Annotated in this window: 20 protein-coding genes; 5 read left to right on the plus strand and 15 right to left on the minus strand. The window is 61.2% G+C overall.

The genetic code is table 11. From position 1 onward, the window contains the following. Positions 1-247: 247 nt before the first annotated feature. The 6 genes from msrQ to AC3A5O_RS24320 form a co-directional block, all read right to left on the minus strand. Entirely contained in the window at positions 248-868 is a 621-nt protein-coding gene (msrQ, locus tag AC3A5O_RS24295; RefSeq protein WP_122564890.1) for a protein-methionine-sulfoxide reductase heme-binding subunit MsrQ, read from the minus strand. Continuing rightward, positions 868-1881 carry a protein-methionine-sulfoxide reductase catalytic subunit MsrP gene (msrP, locus tag AC3A5O_RS24300; protein WP_092333698.1) on the minus strand — a complete coding sequence of 338 codons (1014 nt, stop codon included), beginning with the start codon at positions 1879-1881 and terminating at the stop codon, positions 868-870. The genes msrQ and msrP overlap by 1 nt, the downstream gene beginning before the upstream one ends. A 75-nt stretch (positions 1882-1956) precedes the next feature. Then, complete coding sequence (gene pssA, locus AC3A5O_RS24305; protein WP_053125264.1) at positions 1957-2802, minus strand: CDP-diacylglycerol--serine O-phosphatidyltransferase; 846 nt, start codon at positions 2800-2802, stop codon at positions 1957-1959. A 144-nt stretch (positions 2803-2946) separates the two neighbouring features. Then, positions 2947-3963 (minus strand): ketol-acid reductoisomerase, encoded by a 1017-nt coding sequence (gene ilvC, locus AC3A5O_RS24310; protein ID WP_003185459.1) that lies wholly within the window; start codon positions 3961-3963, stop codon positions 2947-2949. Positions 3964-4008: 45 nt separating this feature from the next. Next, a complete protein-coding gene (ilvN, locus tag AC3A5O_RS24315) occupies positions 4009-4500 on the minus strand; it encodes an acetolactate synthase small subunit (protein ID WP_003176102.1) in 492 nt (163 codons plus the stop codon). Between the two features lie 2 nt (positions 4501-4502). Further along, positions 4503-6227 carry an acetolactate synthase 3 large subunit gene (locus tag AC3A5O_RS24320; protein WP_122564963.1) on the minus strand — a complete coding sequence of 575 codons (1725 nt, stop codon included), beginning with the start codon at positions 6225-6227 and terminating at the stop codon, positions 4503-4505. Positions 6228-6628: 401 nt separating this feature from the next. Here AC3A5O_RS24320 and AC3A5O_RS24325 point away from each other — a divergent pair, with 401 nt between their 5' ends. Further along, a complete protein-coding gene (locus AC3A5O_RS24325) occupies positions 6629-7051 on the plus strand; it encodes a DUF4124 domain-containing protein (protein ID WP_305468514.1) in 423 nt (140 codons plus the stop codon). Positions 7052-7057: 6 nt separating this feature from the next. Here AC3A5O_RS24325 and AC3A5O_RS24330 read toward each other — a convergent pair whose 3' ends face one another. Genes AC3A5O_RS24330 through mrcB form a run of 3 tightly spaced genes read right to left on the minus strand, consistent with a single transcriptional unit; the run spans position 7058 to position 10441 of the window. Beyond that, the gene (locus tag AC3A5O_RS24330; protein WP_487753842.1) at positions 7058-7387 is read right to left on the minus strand and encodes a YqcC family protein; all 330 of its coding nucleotides are present in this window, start codon (positions 7385-7387) and stop codon (positions 7058-7060) included. Continuing rightward, the gene (locus AC3A5O_RS24335; protein ID WP_122564894.1) at positions 7387-8106 is read right to left on the minus strand and encodes a tetratricopeptide repeat protein; all 720 of its coding nucleotides are present in this window, start codon (positions 8104-8106) and stop codon (positions 7387-7389) included. Before AC3A5O_RS24335 ends, AC3A5O_RS24330 begins: the two co-directional genes overlap by 1 nt. Before the next feature lie 16 nt (positions 8107-8122). After that, the gene (mrcB, locus tag AC3A5O_RS24340) at positions 8123-10441 is read right to left on the minus strand and encodes a penicillin-binding protein 1B (protein ID WP_060740602.1); all 2319 of its coding nucleotides are present in this window, start codon (positions 10439-10441) and stop codon (positions 8123-8125) included. Between the two features lie 119 nt (positions 10442-10560). Here mrcB and AC3A5O_RS24345 point away from each other — a divergent pair, with 119 nt between their 5' ends. The 3 genes from AC3A5O_RS24345 (at position 10561) to AC3A5O_RS24355 (ending at position 13046) form a co-directional block, all read left to right on the plus strand. Further along, the gene (locus AC3A5O_RS24345; protein ID WP_122564895.1) at positions 10561-12117 is read left to right on the plus strand and encodes a bifunctional aminoglycoside phosphotransferase/ATP-binding protein; all 1557 of its coding nucleotides are present in this window, start codon (positions 10561-10563) and stop codon (positions 12115-12117) included. Between the two features lie 91 nt (positions 12118-12208). Beyond that, a complete protein-coding gene (locus tag AC3A5O_RS24350; RefSeq protein ID WP_122564896.1) occupies positions 12209-12550 on the plus strand; it encodes a pentapeptide repeat-containing protein in 342 nt (113 codons plus the stop codon). Between the two features lie 223 nt (positions 12551-12773). Beyond that, positions 12774-13046 carry a TfoX/Sxy family protein gene (locus AC3A5O_RS24355; protein WP_053125275.1) on the plus strand — a complete coding sequence of 91 codons (273 nt, stop codon included), beginning with the start codon at positions 12774-12776 and terminating at the stop codon, positions 13044-13046. A 225-nt stretch (positions 13047-13271) separates the two neighbouring features. Here AC3A5O_RS24355 and AC3A5O_RS24360 read toward each other — a convergent pair whose 3' ends face one another. Genes AC3A5O_RS24360 through AC3A5O_RS24375 form a run of 4 tightly spaced genes read right to left on the minus strand, consistent with a single transcriptional unit; the run spans position 13272 to position 16822 of the window. Continuing rightward, positions 13272-14120, minus strand: coding sequence for a ChaN family lipoprotein (locus tag AC3A5O_RS24360; protein ID WP_354339592.1), 849 nt, complete (start codon positions 14118-14120; stop codon positions 13272-13274). Between the two features lie 22 nt (positions 14121-14142). Further along, positions 14143-14910: a heme ABC transporter ATP-binding protein gene (locus AC3A5O_RS24365; RefSeq protein ID WP_122564898.1), complete on the minus strand. Its 768-nt coding sequence runs from the start codon at positions 14908-14910 to the stop codon at positions 14143-14145. Next, positions 14910-15893 carry a FecCD family ABC transporter permease gene (locus AC3A5O_RS24370; protein WP_163006678.1) on the minus strand — a complete coding sequence of 328 codons (984 nt, stop codon included), beginning with the start codon at positions 15891-15893 and terminating at the stop codon, positions 14910-14912. The genes AC3A5O_RS24365 and AC3A5O_RS24370 overlap by 1 nt, the downstream gene beginning before the upstream one ends. Before the next feature lie 50 nt (positions 15894-15943). Next, positions 15944-16822 (minus strand): heme/hemin ABC transporter substrate-binding protein, encoded by an 879-nt coding sequence (locus AC3A5O_RS24375; protein ID WP_487753843.1) that lies wholly within the window; start codon positions 16820-16822, stop codon positions 15944-15946. A 256-nt stretch (positions 16823-17078) separates the two neighbouring features. Between AC3A5O_RS24375 and AC3A5O_RS24380 the strand changes: the two genes are divergently transcribed. Continuing rightward, positions 17079-17396 carry a Rieske (2Fe-2S) protein gene (locus AC3A5O_RS24380; protein WP_122564901.1) on the plus strand — a complete coding sequence of 106 codons (318 nt, stop codon included), beginning with the start codon at positions 17079-17081 and terminating at the stop codon, positions 17394-17396. Here AC3A5O_RS24380 and sfsA read toward each other — a convergent pair. Together sfsA and AC3A5O_RS24390 are read right to left on the minus strand one after the other, a co-directional pair. Next, complete coding sequence (sfsA, locus tag AC3A5O_RS24385) at positions 17352-18107, minus strand: DNA/RNA nuclease SfsA (protein ID WP_122564902.1); 756 nt, start codon at positions 18105-18107, stop codon at positions 17352-17354. The two genes, AC3A5O_RS24380 and sfsA, sit on opposite strands and share 45 nt — an antisense overlap. Then, positions 18107-19279: a pyridoxal phosphate-dependent aminotransferase gene (locus AC3A5O_RS24390; protein ID WP_305468519.1), complete on the minus strand. Its 1173-nt coding sequence runs from the start codon at positions 19277-19279 to the stop codon at positions 18107-18109. Before AC3A5O_RS24390 ends, sfsA begins: the two co-directional genes overlap by 1 nt. Positions 19280-19347: the final 68 nt, after the last annotated feature.

Here is a 19347-nt window from a genome sequence, read left to right on the forward strand (position 1 = left end):
GGAGGCGAATTCTACAGCGTTACTCGCTGCTGTCAACACCTCTTTTTCACCGCTTTCGACCGAGAAGATCGAACCGCCGATGGAGCCAAATAACACTGCCCTATCTGCTCCTTCCAGGCTTCGATGAACTGAAGCCAAACCCCTTCGAAACTTACTTAACTCATTGAATCTCAAGGAGTTTTCCGTTTCGACTGCGCCGGAAGTGGGGCGAATTATAGACGTCCAGAATCTGCCGTCAACCCCCTAATTACGCTTTTGTTGCAGAAGGCACTTTCCTGCCCAGCAAACGCGGGATTCGACGCATAACCGGCGGGACTCTCAGCATCAACAGTACGACCCCAATAAAGGCGTATATCGACCACTCCTTCAGATCTGCCCGCACGATCCACAGCATATGCAGCAATCCAAGCCCCAGGATCAGATACACCAGGCGATGCAACTTCTTCCAGCGCACGCCAAGTCGCCGCTGGCTGTAACGATTGGATGTGACTGCCAGCGCCAGCAAGCCGAGAAACCCAAGCGCCCCGACAATAATGTAAGGCCGCTTGCTCAATTCGACGCCCAACTGCGACCAATCGAATCCCAGTATGAACGCCGCATACCCGCTTAAATGCAACACAACATAAGCAAAGCACCACAAACCCAACTGGCGCCTGACCGCAATCCACCCCGCCCACCCCGTCATTTTTTGCAACGGCGTCATGCTCAAGGTGATCAACAACAGGATCAGTGTCCCCAACCCGAGCCGATCCACCAGCACTTTGCCCGGGTCAGGACCCAACGAATTCATCAAGGCTTCGTAAAGCCAGAGCAACGGCCAGACTGCCGCGGCGATGAAGACGCTAATTCGCCAGACTGGAAAACGCATCAGTAGTCCTTCCTCAGGTCCATCCCTGCATATAAAGAAGCGACTTCATCCTGATAGCCGTTGAACATCAGCGTATCGCGCACATTGGGACTGAACAGCCCACTCGGCAAACGACGTTCACGCGCCTGGGTCCAGCGCGGGTGGTCGACCGTTGGATTGACGTTGGCATAAAAGCCGTACTCATCAGACGCGATGCTCTGCCACGTGGTTTTCGGCTGCTCGCTCACCAGACTGATGCGCACGATGGACTTCACACTTTTGAACCCATACTTCCACGGGACCACCAACCGCAGCGGCGCGCCGTTCTGGTTTGGCAACTCCCGTCCGTACATCCCAACCGCGAGGATAGCCAACGGGTTCATCGCCTCGTCCAATCGCAAGCCCTCCACATACGGCCAGTCGATCAAGGCGAAACCAGAACGCTGCCCCGGCATGACTTTCGGATCCTGCAGGGTTTCGAAGCGGATGTACTTGGCCTTGGAGGTCGGCTCGACCTGCTTGAGCAATGCAGAGATGGGAAAACCGATCCACGGAATGACCATCGACCAGGCCTCGACACAGCGCAGTCGATAAATCCGCTCTTCCAGCTGATAAGGCTTCATGAAGTCTTCCAACCCATAGCGTCCCGGCTTGCCCACCTCTCCATCCACCACCACGCTCCAGGGCTCGGTCTTCAGGGAGCCGGCATTGGCGGCCGGATCGCCCTTGTCGGTCCCGAACTCATAGAAGTTGTTGTAATGGGTCGCGTCCTTGAACGGCGTGATGGGCTCATTCTTGACCGTGACCGCCTCCCATTGGACGGACGGCAATTTTTCGGCAAACCAGGACGGCGCCTTGCCCGGCTCGACCTCGGCATAACGCGCCGCTTCGGCAGCGCTGGCCCATCGCGGTAAGCTGCTCACGGCGAGACCTGCCATGGTTGCTCCGAGCATTTGACGACGGGAGAGATAGAGGGATTCGGGCGTGACGTCCGATTCACGGCAGTCGGACGACTTGGGGATCTTGATCAGCATGACAACTCCGCAGTATTGGAGGGCAGATGTACCAATAGACTGCGGAGTATGGGGGAAATTACATTAAGGCAACGTTTAGCGTCGGCGAAGACGCAACAAGTATTGCACCGGGCCCGAAGCGGCATAGGCGAGGAATACCAGCAGCAGGATACGCGGCGGATCACTGAACACCACCGCGAATACCAGCACCACCGCCAGAATCGCAACGAATGGCACACGCCCTTTCAGATCCAGCTCCTTGAAGCTGTTGTACTTGATGTTGCTGACCATCAGCATCCCGGCCGCGGCAACCAGCAGCGCTACCAGGAACGACATTTTCGACCCCTGGATGCCGTAGTCGCTGAATGCCCAGACAACACCGGCCACGACACCCGCCGCGGCCGGACTGGCCAGGCCGATGAAGTAACGTTTATCAGCCTTGCCGACCTGGGTGTTGAAACGGGCCAGGCGCAATGCCGCACCCGCCACATAAATGAAGGCGACCATCCAGCCGACCTTGCCCATGTCCCCCAGCGCCCAGCCGAACGCCAGCAAGGCGGGCGCCACGCCAAAAGCGACCATGTCGGACAGTGAATCGTATTCGGCGCCGAACGCGCTTTGGGTATTGGTCATGCGGGCGACGCGCCCGTCCAGGCCATCGAGCACCATGGCGACGAAGATCGCAATGGCGGCGAACGCAAAGTAACGGCTCGCCCCTGCGCTATCGCCGGCGCTCAAGGCAGCCTGGGCACTCATGGAACTGATGATGGAATAGAAACCGGCGAACAGGTTCGCGGTGGTGAACAGATTCGGCAGCAGATAGATGCCACGATGCCGGACCTTACGGCCTTCAGCGTCATGGCCTTCTTCGATGTGCTCATCGATGGGCAACAGGCTTTCGGCGTCAGGAGCCTGGTTTGGCTCGTCGGGACGTTCGCTCATGGACAATACCTTGCAACGGTGTGAAAAATTCGACAGATGTCTGGGACGACGGTTCGACCGCAAACGATGCAGCTTTATACCAGAAGCCATCGCCCAAACGAAAAAACGCGGCCAAGGCCGCGTTTTTCGACTCAAGTTCGCGACTTAGTTCTTGGCTTTGTCGACGATCTTGTTGGCACCGATCCACGGCATCATCGAGCGCAGTTGCTCGCCGATGATTTCGATACCGTGGGCGGCGTTGTTGCGACGCTTGGCGGTCATCGAAGGATAGCCGGTGGCGCCTTCGCTGATGAACATCTTGGCGTATTCGCCGTCCTGAATACGTTTCAGGGCGTTGCGCATGGCCTGGCGGGACTCGGCGTTGATGACTTCCGGACCGGTCACGTACTCGCCGTATTCGGCGTTGTTGGAGATCGAGTAGTTCATGTTGGCGATACCGCCTTCGTACATGAGGTCAACGATCAGCTTCAGTTCGTGCAGGCATTCGAAGTAGGCCATTTCTGGCGCGTAGCCCGCTTCAACCAGGGTTTCGAAACCGGCTTTTACCAGCTCGACGGTACCGCCACACAGAACGGCTTGCTCGCCGAACAGGTCGGTTTCAGTCTCGTCCTTGAAGGTGGTTTCGATGATGCCGGTACGACCGCCACCCACACCAGCAGCGTAGGACAGGGCCACGTTCTTGGCGTTGCCGGACGCGTCCTGGTAGATCGCGATCAGGTCAGGGATACCGCCGCCTTTCACGAACTCGGAACGCACGGTGTGACCCGGGGCCTTCGGCGCGATCATGATCACGTCGAGGTCGGCACGAGGCACGACTTGGTTGTAGTGGATCGCGAAACCGTGGGAGAAGGCCAGGGTGGCACCTTTCTTGATGTTCGGCTCGATTTCGTTCTTGTACAGGGCAGATTGGAACTCGTCCGGGGTCAGGATCATGACCAGGTCGGCTGCGGCAACTGCGGAAGCCACGTCGGTCACTTTCAGGCCGTGGGCCTCGGCCTTGGCAACGGTGGCCGAGCCTTTACGCAGGCCGACAGTCACGTCAACGCCGGAATCTTTCAGGTTGCACGCCTGGGCGTGACCTTGGGAACCGTAGCCGATGATGGCGACTTTCTTGCCCTGGATGATCGACAGGTCGCAGTCTTTATCGTAGAAAACTTTCATGAATTTCCCCTATATCCGGCCATTCAGGCCATTCGCTAATTTGGTTTAGATGCTCAGTACTTTGTCGCCACGGGCAATCCCGGTGACGCCACTGCGTACGGTTTCCAGAATCGAGGCAGTGCCGATCGATTGGATGAAGCTGTCGAGCTTGTCGCTGGTACCGGTCAACTGAACGGTATAGACGCTGGCGCTGACATCGACGATCTGCCCACGATAAATATCGGTAGTACGCTTGATCTCGGCGCGCTGGGCGCCGGTGGCCTTGACCTTGACCAGCATCAGTTCACGCTCGATGTGAGCGCTTTCCGACAGGTCCACCAGCTTGACCACCTCGATCAGCTTGTTCAGGTTCTTGGTGATCTGCTCGATGACTTCATCGTGCCCCACGGTGGTCAGCGTCAGACGCGACAGGGTCGGGTCTTCGGTTGGCGCCACGGTCAGGCTTTCGATGTTGTAGTTGCGCTGCGAGAACAGGCCTACAACACGAGACAGCGCACCCGGTTCGTTTTCCAGAAGCAAGGAAATAATGTGTCGCATGATTAGGTACGCTCCGTCTTGCTCAGCCACATATCGCGCATGGAGCCGTCTTTGATCTGCATCGGGTAGACGTGCTCGCTGGTGTCGACCGCAATATCGATCACCACCAGGCGATCCTTCATGGCGAACGCTTCCTCCATCTTCGACTTCAAATCCTTCGATTCGGTGATGCGCACGCCAACGTGACCATAGGCCTCTGCCAGCTTGACGAAATCAGGCAGCGATTCCATGTACGAGTGCGAATGACGGCTGCCGTAGCTCATGTCCTGCCACTGGCGAACCATCCCCAACACACCGTTGTTCAGGATCACGATCTTCACCGGCAAACCGTATTGCAGGCAGGTGGACAGTTCCTGGATGTTCATCTGGATGCTGCCCTCGCCCGTGACGCAGGCGACATCAGCCTCCGGGAAGCTCAACTTGATGCCCATGGCTGCCGGAAAACCGAAGCCCATGGTGCCCAGGCCACCGGAGTTGATCCAGCGGTTGGGTTTGTCGAACTTGTAGTACTGCGCCGCGAACATCTGGTGCTGGCCCACGTCGGAGGTCACAAAGGCATCGCCCTTGGTCACTTCGCACAGGGTTTCGATCACGGTCTGCGGCTTGATCACGCTGCCGTCGCCCTTGTCGTAAGGGAACAGGCCGCGATCGCCGCGCCATTCATCGACCTGCTTCCACCAACTGGCGACGGACTCCTTGTTCGGAACCTCGCCGATTTCCTTGAGAATGGCGACCATTTCGGTCAGCACGCTCTCGACAGGACCGACAATCGGCACGTCTGCCTTGATGGTCTTGGAGATGGAAGCCGGGTCGATGTCGATGTGGATGATCTTGGCGTTCGGGCAGAATTTAGCCGCGCCATTGATCACACGGTCGTCGAAACGCGCGCCGACCGCCAGGATCACATCGGCGTGGTGCATCGCCAGGTTGGCGGTGTAGCTGCCGTGCATGCCGAGCATACCGATGAACTGACGGTCAGTACCCGGGAACGCGCCCAGGCCCATCAGCGTATTGGTGACCGGCAGGTTGAGCATTTTCGCCAGCTCGGTCAGCGGCGCGGAGCCACCGCCGAGGATTACACCACCACCGGAGTACAACACAGGGCGCTTGGCCGCCAGCAGCATTTCGGCCGCCTTGCGGATTTGCCCGGAGTGACCACGGACCGCCGGGCTGTAGGAACGCAGCTTGGCTTTTTTCGGGAAGATGTATTCGAACTTCTCGGCCGGGTTGGTCATGTCTTTCGGGACATCGACCACGACTGGACCCGGACGACCGGATTCGGCCAGGTAGAAAGCCTTCTTCATGACTTCCGGGATTTCCGACGCGTGCTTGATCATGAAGCTGTGCTTCACGATCGGCCGGGAAATACCGATCATGTCGGTTTCCTGGAACGCGTCGGTGCCGACCATGGTGCTGGGCACCTGACCGGAGATGATTACCATCGGGATGGAGTCCATGTACGCCGTGGCGATACCGGTGATGGCGTTCGTGGCGCCTGGACCGGAAGTCACCAGTACCACGCCGGCCTTGCCGGTGGCACGGGCATAGCCGTCAGCCATATGAGTGGCCGCCTGCTCGTGACGAACCAGGATGTGGGTCACTTCCGGTTCTTTGAACAGGGCATCATAGACATGAAGAAGAGCACCACCGGGGTACCCGTAGATATATTTGACGCCTTCGTCACGCAAAAAGCGGACGAGCATCTCACCGCCAGATAAAAGCTCCACGTTGTTCACCTCTAAAACGCCAGAATACCGACCCACAAAAAGGGGACGGGTCTTAATAGGTTTACTTCTCGGCAGAGCATGAGCGACGGTGGTCGCCGACTACGTCAGCACTGACTGAGCAAGTATTGGGATCGTCCCAAGTGTTGCGGGCCTTTCCCACCCAGCGCGAGGTAACGCGTTGCGGGTGTAACAGGTCGGCGCGGATGTGCGCCTCATGATCTGCCGAGTGGGTCTGCTTCTGGCAGTCCCTCTACAGCGGACTTTGGATTCTTCTGTTTCGCCTCCTTCAAGTCAAGTCGTCTATGTGCTTTATTCGAAGTAAGCGCATGAGAACGCAAGAAAAAACCCTTAAACGGCAACTGTGTTAGCTTCAATTGCGCAACCCAAGACAAGGAAACAGCATGCGAATGATCTTCTTGACGGCCAGCCTGCTGGTTGGCCTGAGCCCGATATGCATGGCCGGCCAGGTCTACAAATGGGTCGACGCCCAGGGCGTGACCCATTTCGGCGCCCAGCCCCCCGACGGCACAGAGGCCACGACTGTGATCAAGTCCGCTCCACCCGCCACCAAACCGGCGGCACCGCCGTCTGGTGGGGTCATTGGCGACCAGAAGGCCATCGACCAACAGGTCAGGAAACAGGTTGCCGAACAGGAAGCCCAGCTCAAGGCGTTCTGCGAACAGGCCCGGACCAACCTGGCACAATTGCAGAACAACCCCAGGGTGCGCGAAGACGTGGAGGGGGAAATGCGCCGCCTCACCGATGAAGAGCGGCGCCTGCGGATCGATGAGACCCGCCAGCAAATCGAGGAGAACTGCCAGTAATGGCGGTCAGCCGACGTCGCTGATCAACCGATCGAATTGCGCCAGCTGCCGCTGCAACTCGACGCCCTGCCCTGGCCGCTGGGCATAGACCATCTCGGCCATGGCAAGGATGCCCGAGGCGTTGGGCAGCGGCAGGTCGTTTTCCAGGATGGCTTTCATCCTGGGCAGGAAAATCCATTGCAGCCACTGCTCGAAATCCAGGGTGTCGACCGCGAACGGCTCGACGCTGGCCAGCGCCTGCGCCGAAGGCGATACCTCGCTCCACCAGCCCTGGACCCGTAGCTCCCGCTCGATCAACAGCAACTGATCGGCGATTTGAGGAAAACGTGTATCCATCAGAGCGAAACCTTGGCCTTCTGACGAGCCAACGCCGCGCCAGCGGAATCGCCCTGTTTCTCACGGGCCTGGGCGATCAATTCCCACAAGCTGGCCTGAAGTGCCGGGCGACCACTGGATAATGTCAGGCCACGGCGGGCCAGTTGTTCGGCTTGCGGCGCATCACCCTGGGCCATGCGCACCTGGGCCAGGCGATAAAGCACCTGGGGTTCACGTGGCGCCACACGCTGGGCACGCTCCAGGCTGGAGGACGCACCGTTGAGGTCACCGCCGGCCTGTTGCTGTTGCGCCGTGGTCAGCAGAGCCAGTACCGGGCCGTCCAGTTGTTCATCGGCAGACAAACCACCGGAACTTGCCGACGGGATGCTGCTCGGCGTCGAAGGCATGCTGTAGCTGCCCTGATCGATCGGCGAGGTTTCGATAGGTCCTGGCGTGATCGGGCCCGGCGTGATCGGCGTGCTGCTGATCGGCGCCGAAGTCGTCGCGCCTCCGCCGGGCACCATCACCACGACGCCGGTGTCGCCTTGCGGGATTGCCTGGACCTGGCCCTGCACCGGCCGTTTCACCGTCGTTTGACGGAAACCGCCATTGGCCGAGACCCGCTCGCTGTTGGACACGGCAGTGCCGGAGTCAACGACCGGAATCGAACCGCGTTGTACGGTAGAGCAACCACTGAGCAAAGCCACGGCCGTTACCGCTGGAATCAACCACTTGTTCACTTGAAACCCTCTTTGCTTAATTCATCCAGTCCTTGACCCAATCCATCACCGATTCGGCAGGATTCGTGCCGCCACAGGCTGCACCGGGTGGTGGTTCGCTGCCGCGAATATACGGCATCTGTACGGCGCCCGGGCAATTGGCGTCGGAGCCTTGGCCGGTACGCGAATCAACCCAGGCCTGGACGATGTTGTCCGGTTGCGGCATGTCCAGCGGCAGCGGGTCGGCCTTGCGCATGAAACTGGTCCAGACCTGCAGCGCACCAGTGGCGCCGGTGAACGGGGTCTTGCCGTTGTCATCACGTCCGAGCCAGACCACTGCCAGCAGGTCCTGGCTGAAACCGGCGAACCAGCTGTCGCGCGAGTCGTTACTGGTACCGGTCTTGCCCGCCAGGGTCAGGGTCCGAGGCAACACGTTATAAACCGAACTGCCGGTGCCTTCACGCATGACTCGCTGCATCGCGCTCTGGATCAGATAAATGGAGGCCGGGTCGAAACGCTGCTGGATCTGGAACGGATAACGCTTGAGCGGCTCACCATCGGCGGTCAGCACGCTGCGGATCCCGCGCATCGGCGTATTGAAACCGCCATTGGCCAGGGTCTGGTACATGGCCGCCACTTCGATCGGTGTAAGGCCACCGGCGCCCAGCAGCATCGACGGGAAGGCCGGGAATTCGCGACTTACCCCCAGGCGCGCCAGGGTCTTGAGTACATTCGGCACACCGACTTCCAGCCCGAGGCGAGCCGTCGACAGGTTGTAGGAATGCGCCAGCCCCTGGTAGAGGAACACCGTGCCGTGGGAACGACGATCATAGTTTTGCGGTTTCCAGACCTGACCATCAGCGCCCTTGACCGAGAACGTCTCGTCCGACAACCAACTGGTCAGCGTGTACTGGCTCGGTTTCTCCAGCGCGGTGAGGTACACCGCAGGCTTGATCAGCGAGCCAATCGGACGCACCGCATCCAGGGCCCGGTTGAAGCCGGCGAAGCTGGCCTGGCGGCTGCCGATCATGGCCTGGACTTCGCCAGTTTCCGGGTTGGTCACGACCATGGCCGCTTCGACTTCGTCGGCGCCCTTGCGTCCGCCCAGCCGCTTGAAGGTGTCCTCGACCGAGGCCTCGGCCTTCATCTGCAGGATCGGGTCGAAACTGGTGAAGATGCGCAGGCCTTCTTCGGTCAAGTCTTCGTCGCGGTAGTCTTCCCGCAGTTGACGCTTGACCAGGTCCATGAAGCCCGGGAACGAACTGTCTGCCAGGCTGCCACGCTTGGTCACGCCCAACGGCATCTTTTTCGCCGCTTCGACTTGCTCGGCTGTCGCCACACCTTGTTGTTGCAGCAGATCGAGCACCAGGTTGCGCCGCTCGAGGGCACGTTCCGGATTACGCCGCGGGTTGTAGGAAGACGGCCCCTTGACCATGCCCACCAGCAACGCCACCTGATGCAGCTTGAGCTCGGACAGCGGCTGGCTGAAGAAGAACTGGCTGGCAAGGCCGAAACCGTGCACCGCCCGTTGACCGTCCTGGCCGACGAACACCTCGTTGAGGTACGCCTCCAGAATCTCCTGCTTGTCGTAGTGCAGCTCCAGCAACAGCGCCATCATGGCTTCGGTGAGCTTGCGAGTCAGGCTGCGCTCGTTGGTCAGGTAGAAGTTCTTGACCAACTGTTGGGTCAGGGTACTGCCGCCCTGGCGCATATGGCCCGAGGAGGTGTTGACCCAGATGGCCCGGGCAATCGACTTGGGCGAGACGCCGAAGTGATGGTAGAAGTCGCGGTCTTCGACGGCGATCAGCGTGTCGAGCAGGAACGGCGGCACCTGGTCGATCTTGATCAGGATCCGATCTTCGAGGTTCTTGGGGTACAGGCCACCAATGAGCAGTGGCTCAAGGCGCACCACCGACAGACTCGCGTTGTTCGCGCCGGTCAGCGCAGCCACGTAGTCGCCGGAAAAACGCACCCGCACCGGTTGTGCCTGTTCCATGCCTTCATAGAACTGGAAGCCACGGGTGTTGAGGTCGATGGTATTGCCATTGACCGAGGCCGCACCCGGACCATTGGCCACGCTTTCACGGCGATAGCCCAAGGCATCGAGCTCGGTCAGGAAGTCGTCCTTGCTCAGCTTTTGTCCGACGAACAGCTCCAACGGCCGGGCATAGACCTTGGCCGGGATGGTCCAGCGCTTGCCGGAGAACTTCTCCTGGACCACGGCATCGAGATAGACCGCAAAACCGGCGAGCACGACGAGGCCCACCAGGCTGAGTTTAAGGGCCCAGCCCAGCCAGGGCCGCAAGCGGCTGGCGGGTGGTTTCTTGGGGGTACGGGGGGATCGGGTACGAGTCATGGCGGCGGATTATACGCACTTTGCTTCGGTTCAACATGAGCCCGCCACGCGGTTTGCGTTAGCGCGGCTTGCGGCCATAATGACGGCCTTGAATTTTTCCAGTCTATGAAGGACCGCCCGTGAGCCAATCCCTGATCGCCGCCCTGCAAAACCCGGCCCTCTACCCGCATCCCGTCGAAGCGTTCCAGGTCATCGAAACCCATATTTCCTGGGTATTGCTCACCGGTCCATACGCCTACAAATTCAAAAAGCCAGTCAACTTCGGCTTCCTCGATTTCACCAACCTCCAGGCTCGCCAGCATTTCTGTGGCGAAGAGTTGCGCCTGAACCAGCGCCTGACCCAAGACCTGTATCTGGACGTGCTGCCGATTACCGGCAGCGTCGAAGCGCCACAACTGGGTGGAGACGGTCCGGCCATCGAATACGCCCTGAAGATGCGTCAGTTCCCCCAGAGCCAATTGCTCAGCACACTGCAAGCCAACGGCGAACTGACCACCGCGCACATCGACGAGATGGCCGCGCAGATCGCCCAGTTCCACCTCTCCACGCCCAAGGTGCCGGCCGACAACGCCGCCGGCACTCCGCAAAGCGTGATGGCGCCGGTGCTGCAAAACTTCGAACAGATCCGTCCGTTCCTCAACGACAAGGCCGACCTGTTGCAACTCGAAGCACTGCAAGCCTGGGCCGAAAGCAGTTTCGAACGCCTCAAGCCACTGTTCACCCAGCGCAAGACCGAAGGTTTCATCCGCGAATGCCACGGCGATATCCACCTGGGCAACGCCACCGTGATCGACGGCAAAGTGGTGATTTTCGACTGCATCGAATTCAACGAACCGTTCCGTTTCACCGACGTCTACGCCGACACCGGCTTCCTGGCGATGGACTTGGAGGACCGTGGTCTCAAGTCCCTGGCGCGGCGTTTCGTCAGCCAGTACCTGGAACTGACCGGCGATTACCAGGGCCTGGAACTGCTGAACTTCTATAAAGCCTATCGTGCCCTCGTCCGGGCCAAAGTCGCGCTGTTCAGCATGCCGGCCGAAGCCGATCCGGTGCAGCGCGCCACCACCCTGCGCCAATACCGCAACTACGCCAACCTGGCCGAAAGCTACAGCACCATCCCTTCGCCTTTCCTGGCCATCACCCACGGTGTTTCGGCCGTTGGCAAAAGCCATGTCGCGATGCGCCTGGTCGAGGCACTGGGTGCCATTCGCCTGCGCTCGGACGTGGAGCGCAAGCGCCTGTTCGGCCAGCAACAGGTCCCCAACGACCCACAAGCCGGCATCTATAGCAGCGACGCCAGCAGCGCCACCTACACCCGCCTGCATGAAGTCGCCGCGGCGATCCTGCGCGCCGGATTCCCGGTAGTGATCGATGCCACCTACCTCAAGCACGATCAGCGCGACGCTGCGGCAAAAGTCGCCGAGGCCACCGGCGCTCCGTTCCTGATCCTCGACTGCGACGCGCCGCAAGCGGTCATCGAAAGCCGCCTGGCGCAGCGTCAGGCCGACCAGCAAGACCCCTCCGATGCGAATCTGGCGGTCATCGCCGCACAACAGTCCAGCCGCGAAGCCCTGACCCCGACGGAAATTCTCTGCAGCAAACAGGTCAAAACCAACGAAAGCGGCACGCTCGACATCGTGGTCGCGCAAATCCGTCAGCGCCTGCCAGGCCTGTAGATCACTATTTCGGCCGTGAAGCGACGCCCGGCTTCACGGCCGTCAAATAGTGGCACTATACTGGCGTCATAAAACCAACAGGTGATATGAAATGAGCCACCCCAAGATTCTCAACAGCCCGCTCTATGCCCTGCTGCGCAAAGATGACATTTCCGGCTTCAACAAGGAGCGCCCCCAAGGTACGGTCGACATGCGCGGCGGCGATTTTCGTGGCCTCGATCTGCGGGAGCTGAACGCGGACGACGTCGATTTCACCGATGCGTATTTCCGCGCTGCCGATTTACGCGGCATCGATTTCCGCAAATCGTCATTGGAAGGCGCGAGCCTGGCCCATGCGCAAATATCCGGCGCCTACTTCCCGCCTGAGTTGTCTGCCGACGAGATCCTGATGTCGATGAATTTCGGCACCCGGCTGCGCTACCGTACCCGCTGACACTGTCTGAACCGGGCCGGCCAACGCGCAGACCTGACACGACCGAACGGATCTCCAGTGCCCCCGCTTGCGCTGGAGAATGCAGCCCCTTCCCACTTCATCGTGCGTAATGCATTAGAAGCTTTTGCGTCGAATCCCACCAAAGAATCACGCTTTTCCTACTGACCGCTACACTGCTCAGAAGCTTGCCCACCGCACCAGTCGGCCGTCGCAAGGAGGCTCGATGAATGATGAACTGCAACACCTGAAGAATCTGGGCAAGACATCGGCCCAGTGGCTGCACGCCGTGGGTATCCACAGCGCTTCCGATCTACGCCGGCTCGGGGCGGTAGACGCCTATCGCGCCGTGCGCACACGCGGCTTCCGGGCGTCCAAGGTGTTGCTGTACGCCATCGAGGGCGCATTGATGGATGTGCATTGGAATGACATCCCCGCCGAACGCAAGGAAGCCCTGAACAAACAGCTGGACGCCCTTTCGACGCGCCACAAAGCCTGATGCCCCTTTCGTTTCCAGAGCGAACCCTGGCCGCGAGGTTATTTCGACAAATCGCAAAAACAATGTTTGACATGGTAATGAGAATCGCTATGATTACCACATCCGGTCGCGAGACTGGTCGATATTTGAACAGCCCTTGGTTCGGACTCTCAGATATCTCCTCATCAGGCTAATCACGGTTATTTGACCCGGCTCTTGCCGGGTCTTTTTTTGCCCGCAAAAACGTCACTGTCCAATCTGTTCGCGCATTTGCGCACAATAATCCTGGGGTGGCATGGCCGGGGTGTACCACACGTAGTCCGCCATGGCGGAGGTCACGTCACGGCCCTCCTCGGCCAACATCAGGACGGTCGGTGCCTCGCTGGCGCCGAGATCCAGAGCATGCAGCGGTACGCCAAGATCTTTTCGCCCATGCCAGGCACCGACGAACAACAATGCCGGGGTCGGCGCTTGCAGCAAGCGTTCGGCCATGCGCCGGTCACGCTGTTGCTGCACGGCCAGCATCGGCGGCATTTGCGACTCCGGCAGCAAACCACAGTGGGACTCTCGGATCTGTCCCAACAGCTGTTCCTTCACCGTGGCGGCATTGGCGCGAGTGCCCATCAAGCCGGGCGCTTGCCGATAGAAACGCTGAATCTCGGCGGCGTCCAGGTTGGCGGCCAGCAACGGATAGCGTTGCGCCAGGGCAAACTCGACGACAGGCCCATACAGACTCCAATCCCAGCCGGGGGACCAGGCCAGCGCGCCGGGCAGATCCTTGGGCAAGGCAGGTAGCTGGCGGACCGAATCAACGCGTGGCTGCTGGGAGGGGGTGAGCATTTCCAACAACAGGCTGCCCTGGGCCCGCTGCCCGGCCAAGGCCTGGAGTAGCCAGAGCTGCAGCGCGTGGTGATCAGGATTGTCGTGCTGCTCCCCCACCACCACCCGCGGCGCCTTTGCCAGGCGTTCGACCAATGTCTGGGGCGTCACGGCCTGGCCGTTGTGCAGATCACGAATCCGTCCGCCGAGCGGAGGCGGCGTAAGGCTCTGGCACGCTGTCAGTACACTCAAGGCCAGAATCAGGAGCAGGCGCACGTCCGTATCCTCCAGGGCGCCCTCATCGGGCAATGATCAATGGATGCCCGCGCTCCGGATGGTCTTGCACCAGCACGTCCAGGCCAAACACCGCCTTGAGCGGTTCCGGGCGCAGCACATGCCGGGGCGTGTCCAGGGCCACCGGCCGACCGGACGCGAGCAGCAACAGGCGATCACAGTAACGCGCCGCCAGGTTCAGGTCATGCAGGATCACCAGCACGGCAGCCCCGCGATTGGCGAATTCACGCACCGCCTGGAGGATGGTGTGCTGATGCAGCGGATCGAGCATCGAGGTCGGCTCGTCCAGCAGCAGGGTCTGCCCCGCCTCACCCGGCCACAACTGCGCCAACACCCGCGCCAGATGCACCCGTTGGCGTTCGCCGCCGGACAACGCCAGGTAGCTGCGACCGTGCAGATGCGCGGCGTCTGCCGCTTGCAGCGCCGCGGTGACGATTTGCTCGTCGCGCAGCCGGCCACTCTGGTGCGGCAGGCGTCCCATGCCGACGACTTCTTCGACACGGAAGGCAAAATCCAGGGTCGAGGACTGCGGCAAGACCGCCAGACGACGGGCGCGCTCGGCACCGTGCCATTGGGCCAGTGGCCGCTCATCGAGCCAGACCTGCCCCTGGCTCGGGCGCAATTCGCCACACAGGCCCGCCAACAAGGTACTTTTGCCCGCGCCGTTGGGCCCGAGCACACCGAGTACTTCGCCGGGATTGAGCAGCAGATCGATGTCCGCCAGCACGGTTTTGCGGCCACGCTGAATGTGCAGGTTCTGTGCGCGCAACATCAGGCACGCCCTCGTACCAATAGATAGAGGAAGAACGGCGCGCCGATGAAGGCCGTGACGATGCCGATCGGCAATTCCGCCGGGGCCAGCGCCAAGCGTGCCACCAAGTCGGCGAGCAACAACAGGCTTGCCCCCGCCAGCACTGAAGCGGGCAATAACACACGATGGTCGGGGCCGGCCACCAGACGCACCAGATGCGGCACCACCAGCCCGACGAAACCGATCATGCCCGCCGCCGCCACCGCCGCGCCAACCCCCAGGGCCGTACAGAACACCAACTCTCGCTTGAGGGCTTCGACGTTGACGCCCAGGTGGGCAGCCTCGGACTCGCCCAGCAACAGCGCATTGAGTTGCCGAGCCCGGCGTGGCAGCCAGAGCGCCACGCCGGCGCTGACCAGCAACAGCGGCCACAACCTCGCGTAGCTGGCGCCGTTGAGACTGCCCAGGTTCCAGAACGTCAGGGTGCGCAGGGTCGCGTCATCCGCCAAGTAGGTGAAGAGGCCGACGGCGGAGCCGGACAGCGCGGTCAGGGCAATGCCGGCCAGGAGCATGGTCGCGACATGGGTCTGGCCATTGCGGCGACCGAGACGATAGACCAGCGCCGTCACGCCGAGCCCGCCAAGGAACGCACACAACGACAACACGTAAGGGCCAAAGGCTTCGGGCAACCCGCCCAGTGCCGAGCCAGCAACGATGGCGAACGCGGCCCCCAGTGCCGCGCCGCTGGACACGCCCACCAGCCCCGGGTCGGCCAAGGGATTACGAAACAGCCCCTGCATCGCCACGCCGGACAACGCCAACACCCCGCCCACCGCCAAGCCCAGCAGGGTGCGCGGCAAACGGATCTGGCCGAGGATCAGTTCGGCTTGCTCCAGGCCATCGGCGGTCACTGGCAAGCCCAACAGGCGCAAGGCGGCGCGCAAGGTGTCCAGCAGCGGCAAGCTCACCGGCCCCAGGGCCAGGGACAGCCAGGTCGCCAGCAGACACAGCAGGCCCAGACCGATGAACAAGGTGCGTGGCTTGACCAACGAGGTCATGGCGCCGTGGCCGACGCAGCCGGATAGAAGCCTGCCGTCAGTTTCACCAGGCTTTGCGGCAACCGCGGGCCCAACCCGCCCACCAACAGCGTCGGATCGAGCTCCATGACGCGCCCATCCCTGGCGGCCCGGGTCGAGGAAAGAATCGGGTTTTCCCTGAACAGCGCCGCACGCGCTTCTTCGCCACTCAAGGCACGGTCGGTAAAGACCAGCACTTCAGGATTCAGGCTGGCCAAGGTCTCCACGGAAAAAGACTTGTAGCCGCTGTGGGTCGCCAAGTTGTGACCGCCGGCCTGCTGCAACAACCAATCGGCGGCCGTGCCCAGGCCTGCGACCAGTGGCTTGCCGCCGGAACTGCCCACCAACAGCAATACGCCAGGCGCCTTTTGTTTGCGCTGGGCCTCGGTCACCCGGGCATGTTGCTGGGCGAGCTGTTCCTGATAACGGTCGAACAGCCGTGTCGCCTCGGTCTCGGCCCCCAGCAATTGCCCCAGGTGCTGCAAATTGCCCTGCAGGGTCGGCAGGTCTGGCGTGGCCGAGAACAATTCGACCTGCACACCGGCGCTGCGGATTTGCGCCAGCACGGGTGGCGGCCCCATTTCCTCGGTGCCCACCAGGATCTGCGGACGCAGGCTCAATACGCCCTCTGCGGACAGTAGTCGCTGATAGCCAATGCTGGGCAGGGCCCGCAAGGCTTCAGGATGCTGGCTAGTAGTGTCGACGCCCACCAGCTTCGACTCGCCCCCCAGCGCACTGACCCATTCCGACAAGGCGCCGCCGGCGCTGACCCAACGTTGCGGCAATTCAGCCGCGCCGGCCCCCTGGTTGACTAACAGTGCGACACAGAGCGCAACAACGCGGATGTTCAGGCGCATCGGGCAGCTTCCTCAAAGAAGTTTTTCGCAGGACTGGGCCGGGACAAGTATCCTCGGCCACCTGCGAAGGAGGCGCCATTTGATAATTGTTTTCATTTGACCGTCAAGCATCGATCTTTTGCCACATAGAGCGATGTGGGAGCGAGCTTGCTCGCGATAGCGGCCTGTCAGTCACTGAGATGTTGAATGTGCCGCCGTCATCGCGAGCAAGCTCGCTCCCACAGGGATTTACACCGACAGACATATAGAGACACACATGAAGTTTCTTTGTAGCGCCGCCGAAGTGCCCGACAACGGCAGTCGCGGTTTCGACCTCGATGGGCGCAAGGTGCTGGCCGTGCGACGCGCCGGCCAGGTGTATGCCTATCTCAACCGCTGCCCGCACCGTGGCGTGCCACTGGAATGGCAACCCGACCAGTTTCTCGACCCCAGCGCCAGCCTGATCCAGTGCGCCACTCACGGCGCATTGTTCCTGATCGAAAGCGGTGAATGCGTGGCCGGCCCCTGCGCCGGTCAGTTCCTGGCTGCGCTAGACAGCCGGGAGGACGAGCAAGGCATCTGGGTCGAGCTGTAGCGGTTCAAGCAATACCGGCAACGCACGGTCCACCCACATCTGCTCGGGCGTCAACGTAACCCCGTAGGCCAGCACCTCCACACCCGCCGACACCGCATCACGCAAGGCAGCGGCGTACGCCGGGTCGATCTCGTGTGCCGGGCGTACCGCCTCGATGCCGCTCAGGTTCACGCAATACAGCTGCACTGCCCGCACGCCTTCCCGAGCCAGGCAGGCAAGCTCCCTCAAATGTTTGGCCCCGCGCAGGGTCACTGCATCGGGAAACGCGGCCACATTAGTACCATCGAAACCCAGCGTGACACTTTTGACTTCGACCCAGGCCGAGCCCTGAGCGTAGTCCAGGCGAAAATCGATACGACTGTTTTCCACGCCATAAGCCACTTCACGCTTGAGCCCGGTAAACCCGTTCAATTCAGTGATGACTCCGGCGCGCAAGGCTTCTTCGACCAAAGCGTTGGCCCGCGCGGTATTGATGCAGGCCAGCCGCCCTTGAGGGGTTTCACCGATTTCCCAGGTGCCGGGCAACTTGCGCTTGGGGTCGCTGGAGCGACTGAACCAGACACGGGCGCCTTCGGCCATGCAATTGAGCATCGAGCCGGTGTTGGGGCAGTGAATAGTAAGGAGTTCGCCGTGAACGGTCTCGATATCTGCGAGAAAACGCTTGTAACGTCGAATCAGACGCCCCTCTTCCAGTGCAGGAGAAAAACGCATCAGCCTTGCCAGCTCCGCAGTCCACGTTCGATTCGCGCCACCGCTTCCTGTAGCCGCGGCAAGCTCTGTGTGTAGGCGAACCGCACATGGTGGCTGGCCTGATGGCGGCCGAAATCCAGACCCGGCGTGAAGGCCACGTGTTCGGTTTCCAGAAAGTGCTGGCAGAACGCAAAGGCATCGCCGCCGAACGCGCTGATATCGGCATAGAGGTAAAACGCCCCCTGCGGTTCCACCGCGATACCGAAGCCCAGCTCCCGCAAGGCCGGCAGCAGAAAGTCGCGGCGCAGCGCGAACTCGGCCCGCCGCTGCTCGAAGATTTCGATCGTGGCGGGCTCGAAACAGGCCAGGGCAGCATACTGGGCCATGCTCGGCGCACTGATGTAGAGGTTCTGCGCAAGCTTTTCCAGCTCGCCGATGGCTGCCGACGGGGCCACCAGCCAGCCAAGCCGCCAGCCGGTCATGCCGAAATACTTGGAAAAACTATTGAGGACAAAGGCGTCGTCGTCGACTTCCAGCACGCTGGCGGCGTCGGTGCCGTAGGTCAGGCCATGATAGATCTCGTCCACCACCAGATGGCCGTTGTGGCCCTTGATGGCCTTGGACAACCCTGCCAGCTCGTCCCGGGTGAGAATCGTCCCGGTCGGATTGGCCGGCGAGGCCACCAACGCACCGACGCTGTCCTGGTCCCAATGGCGATTCACCAGGTCTGGCGTCAATTGGTAGCGCACATCCGGCCCCACGGGCACCAATTGCGCCGCGCCTTCGACCAAACGCAAGAAATGACGGTTGCACGGATAGCCGGGGTCGGCCAACAGCCAATGCTTGCCCGGGTCCACCAGCAAGGCGCTGGCCAGTAGCAACGCGCCAGAGCCGCCCGGCGTGATCATGATACGTCGAGGATCGATGTCGACCCCGTAGCGCTGCCTGTAGAAACCTGAGATGGCCTCGCGCAGCTCGGGGATGCCACGGGCCGCAGTGTAACGGGTCTTGCCCGCCGCCAGCGCCGCCTGGCCGGCCTGGATGATCGGCTCGGCGGTGGTGAAATCCGGCTCGCCTATCTCCAAGTGGATGACGTCATGCCCGGCGGCTTGCAGTTCGTTGGCGCGGGCCAACAGCGCCATCACATGGAAAGGTTCGATGGCGCGGCTGCGCGCACTGTAGGGCTGAGCCATTGGCCTTCCTTCAGGGGAAAAGGACCGATTCTACCCAACTCAGGAACAACTGCGGGAACGCGCGCGAA

This window comes from Pseudomonas sp. Soil_N_39 (assembly GCF_057655955.1).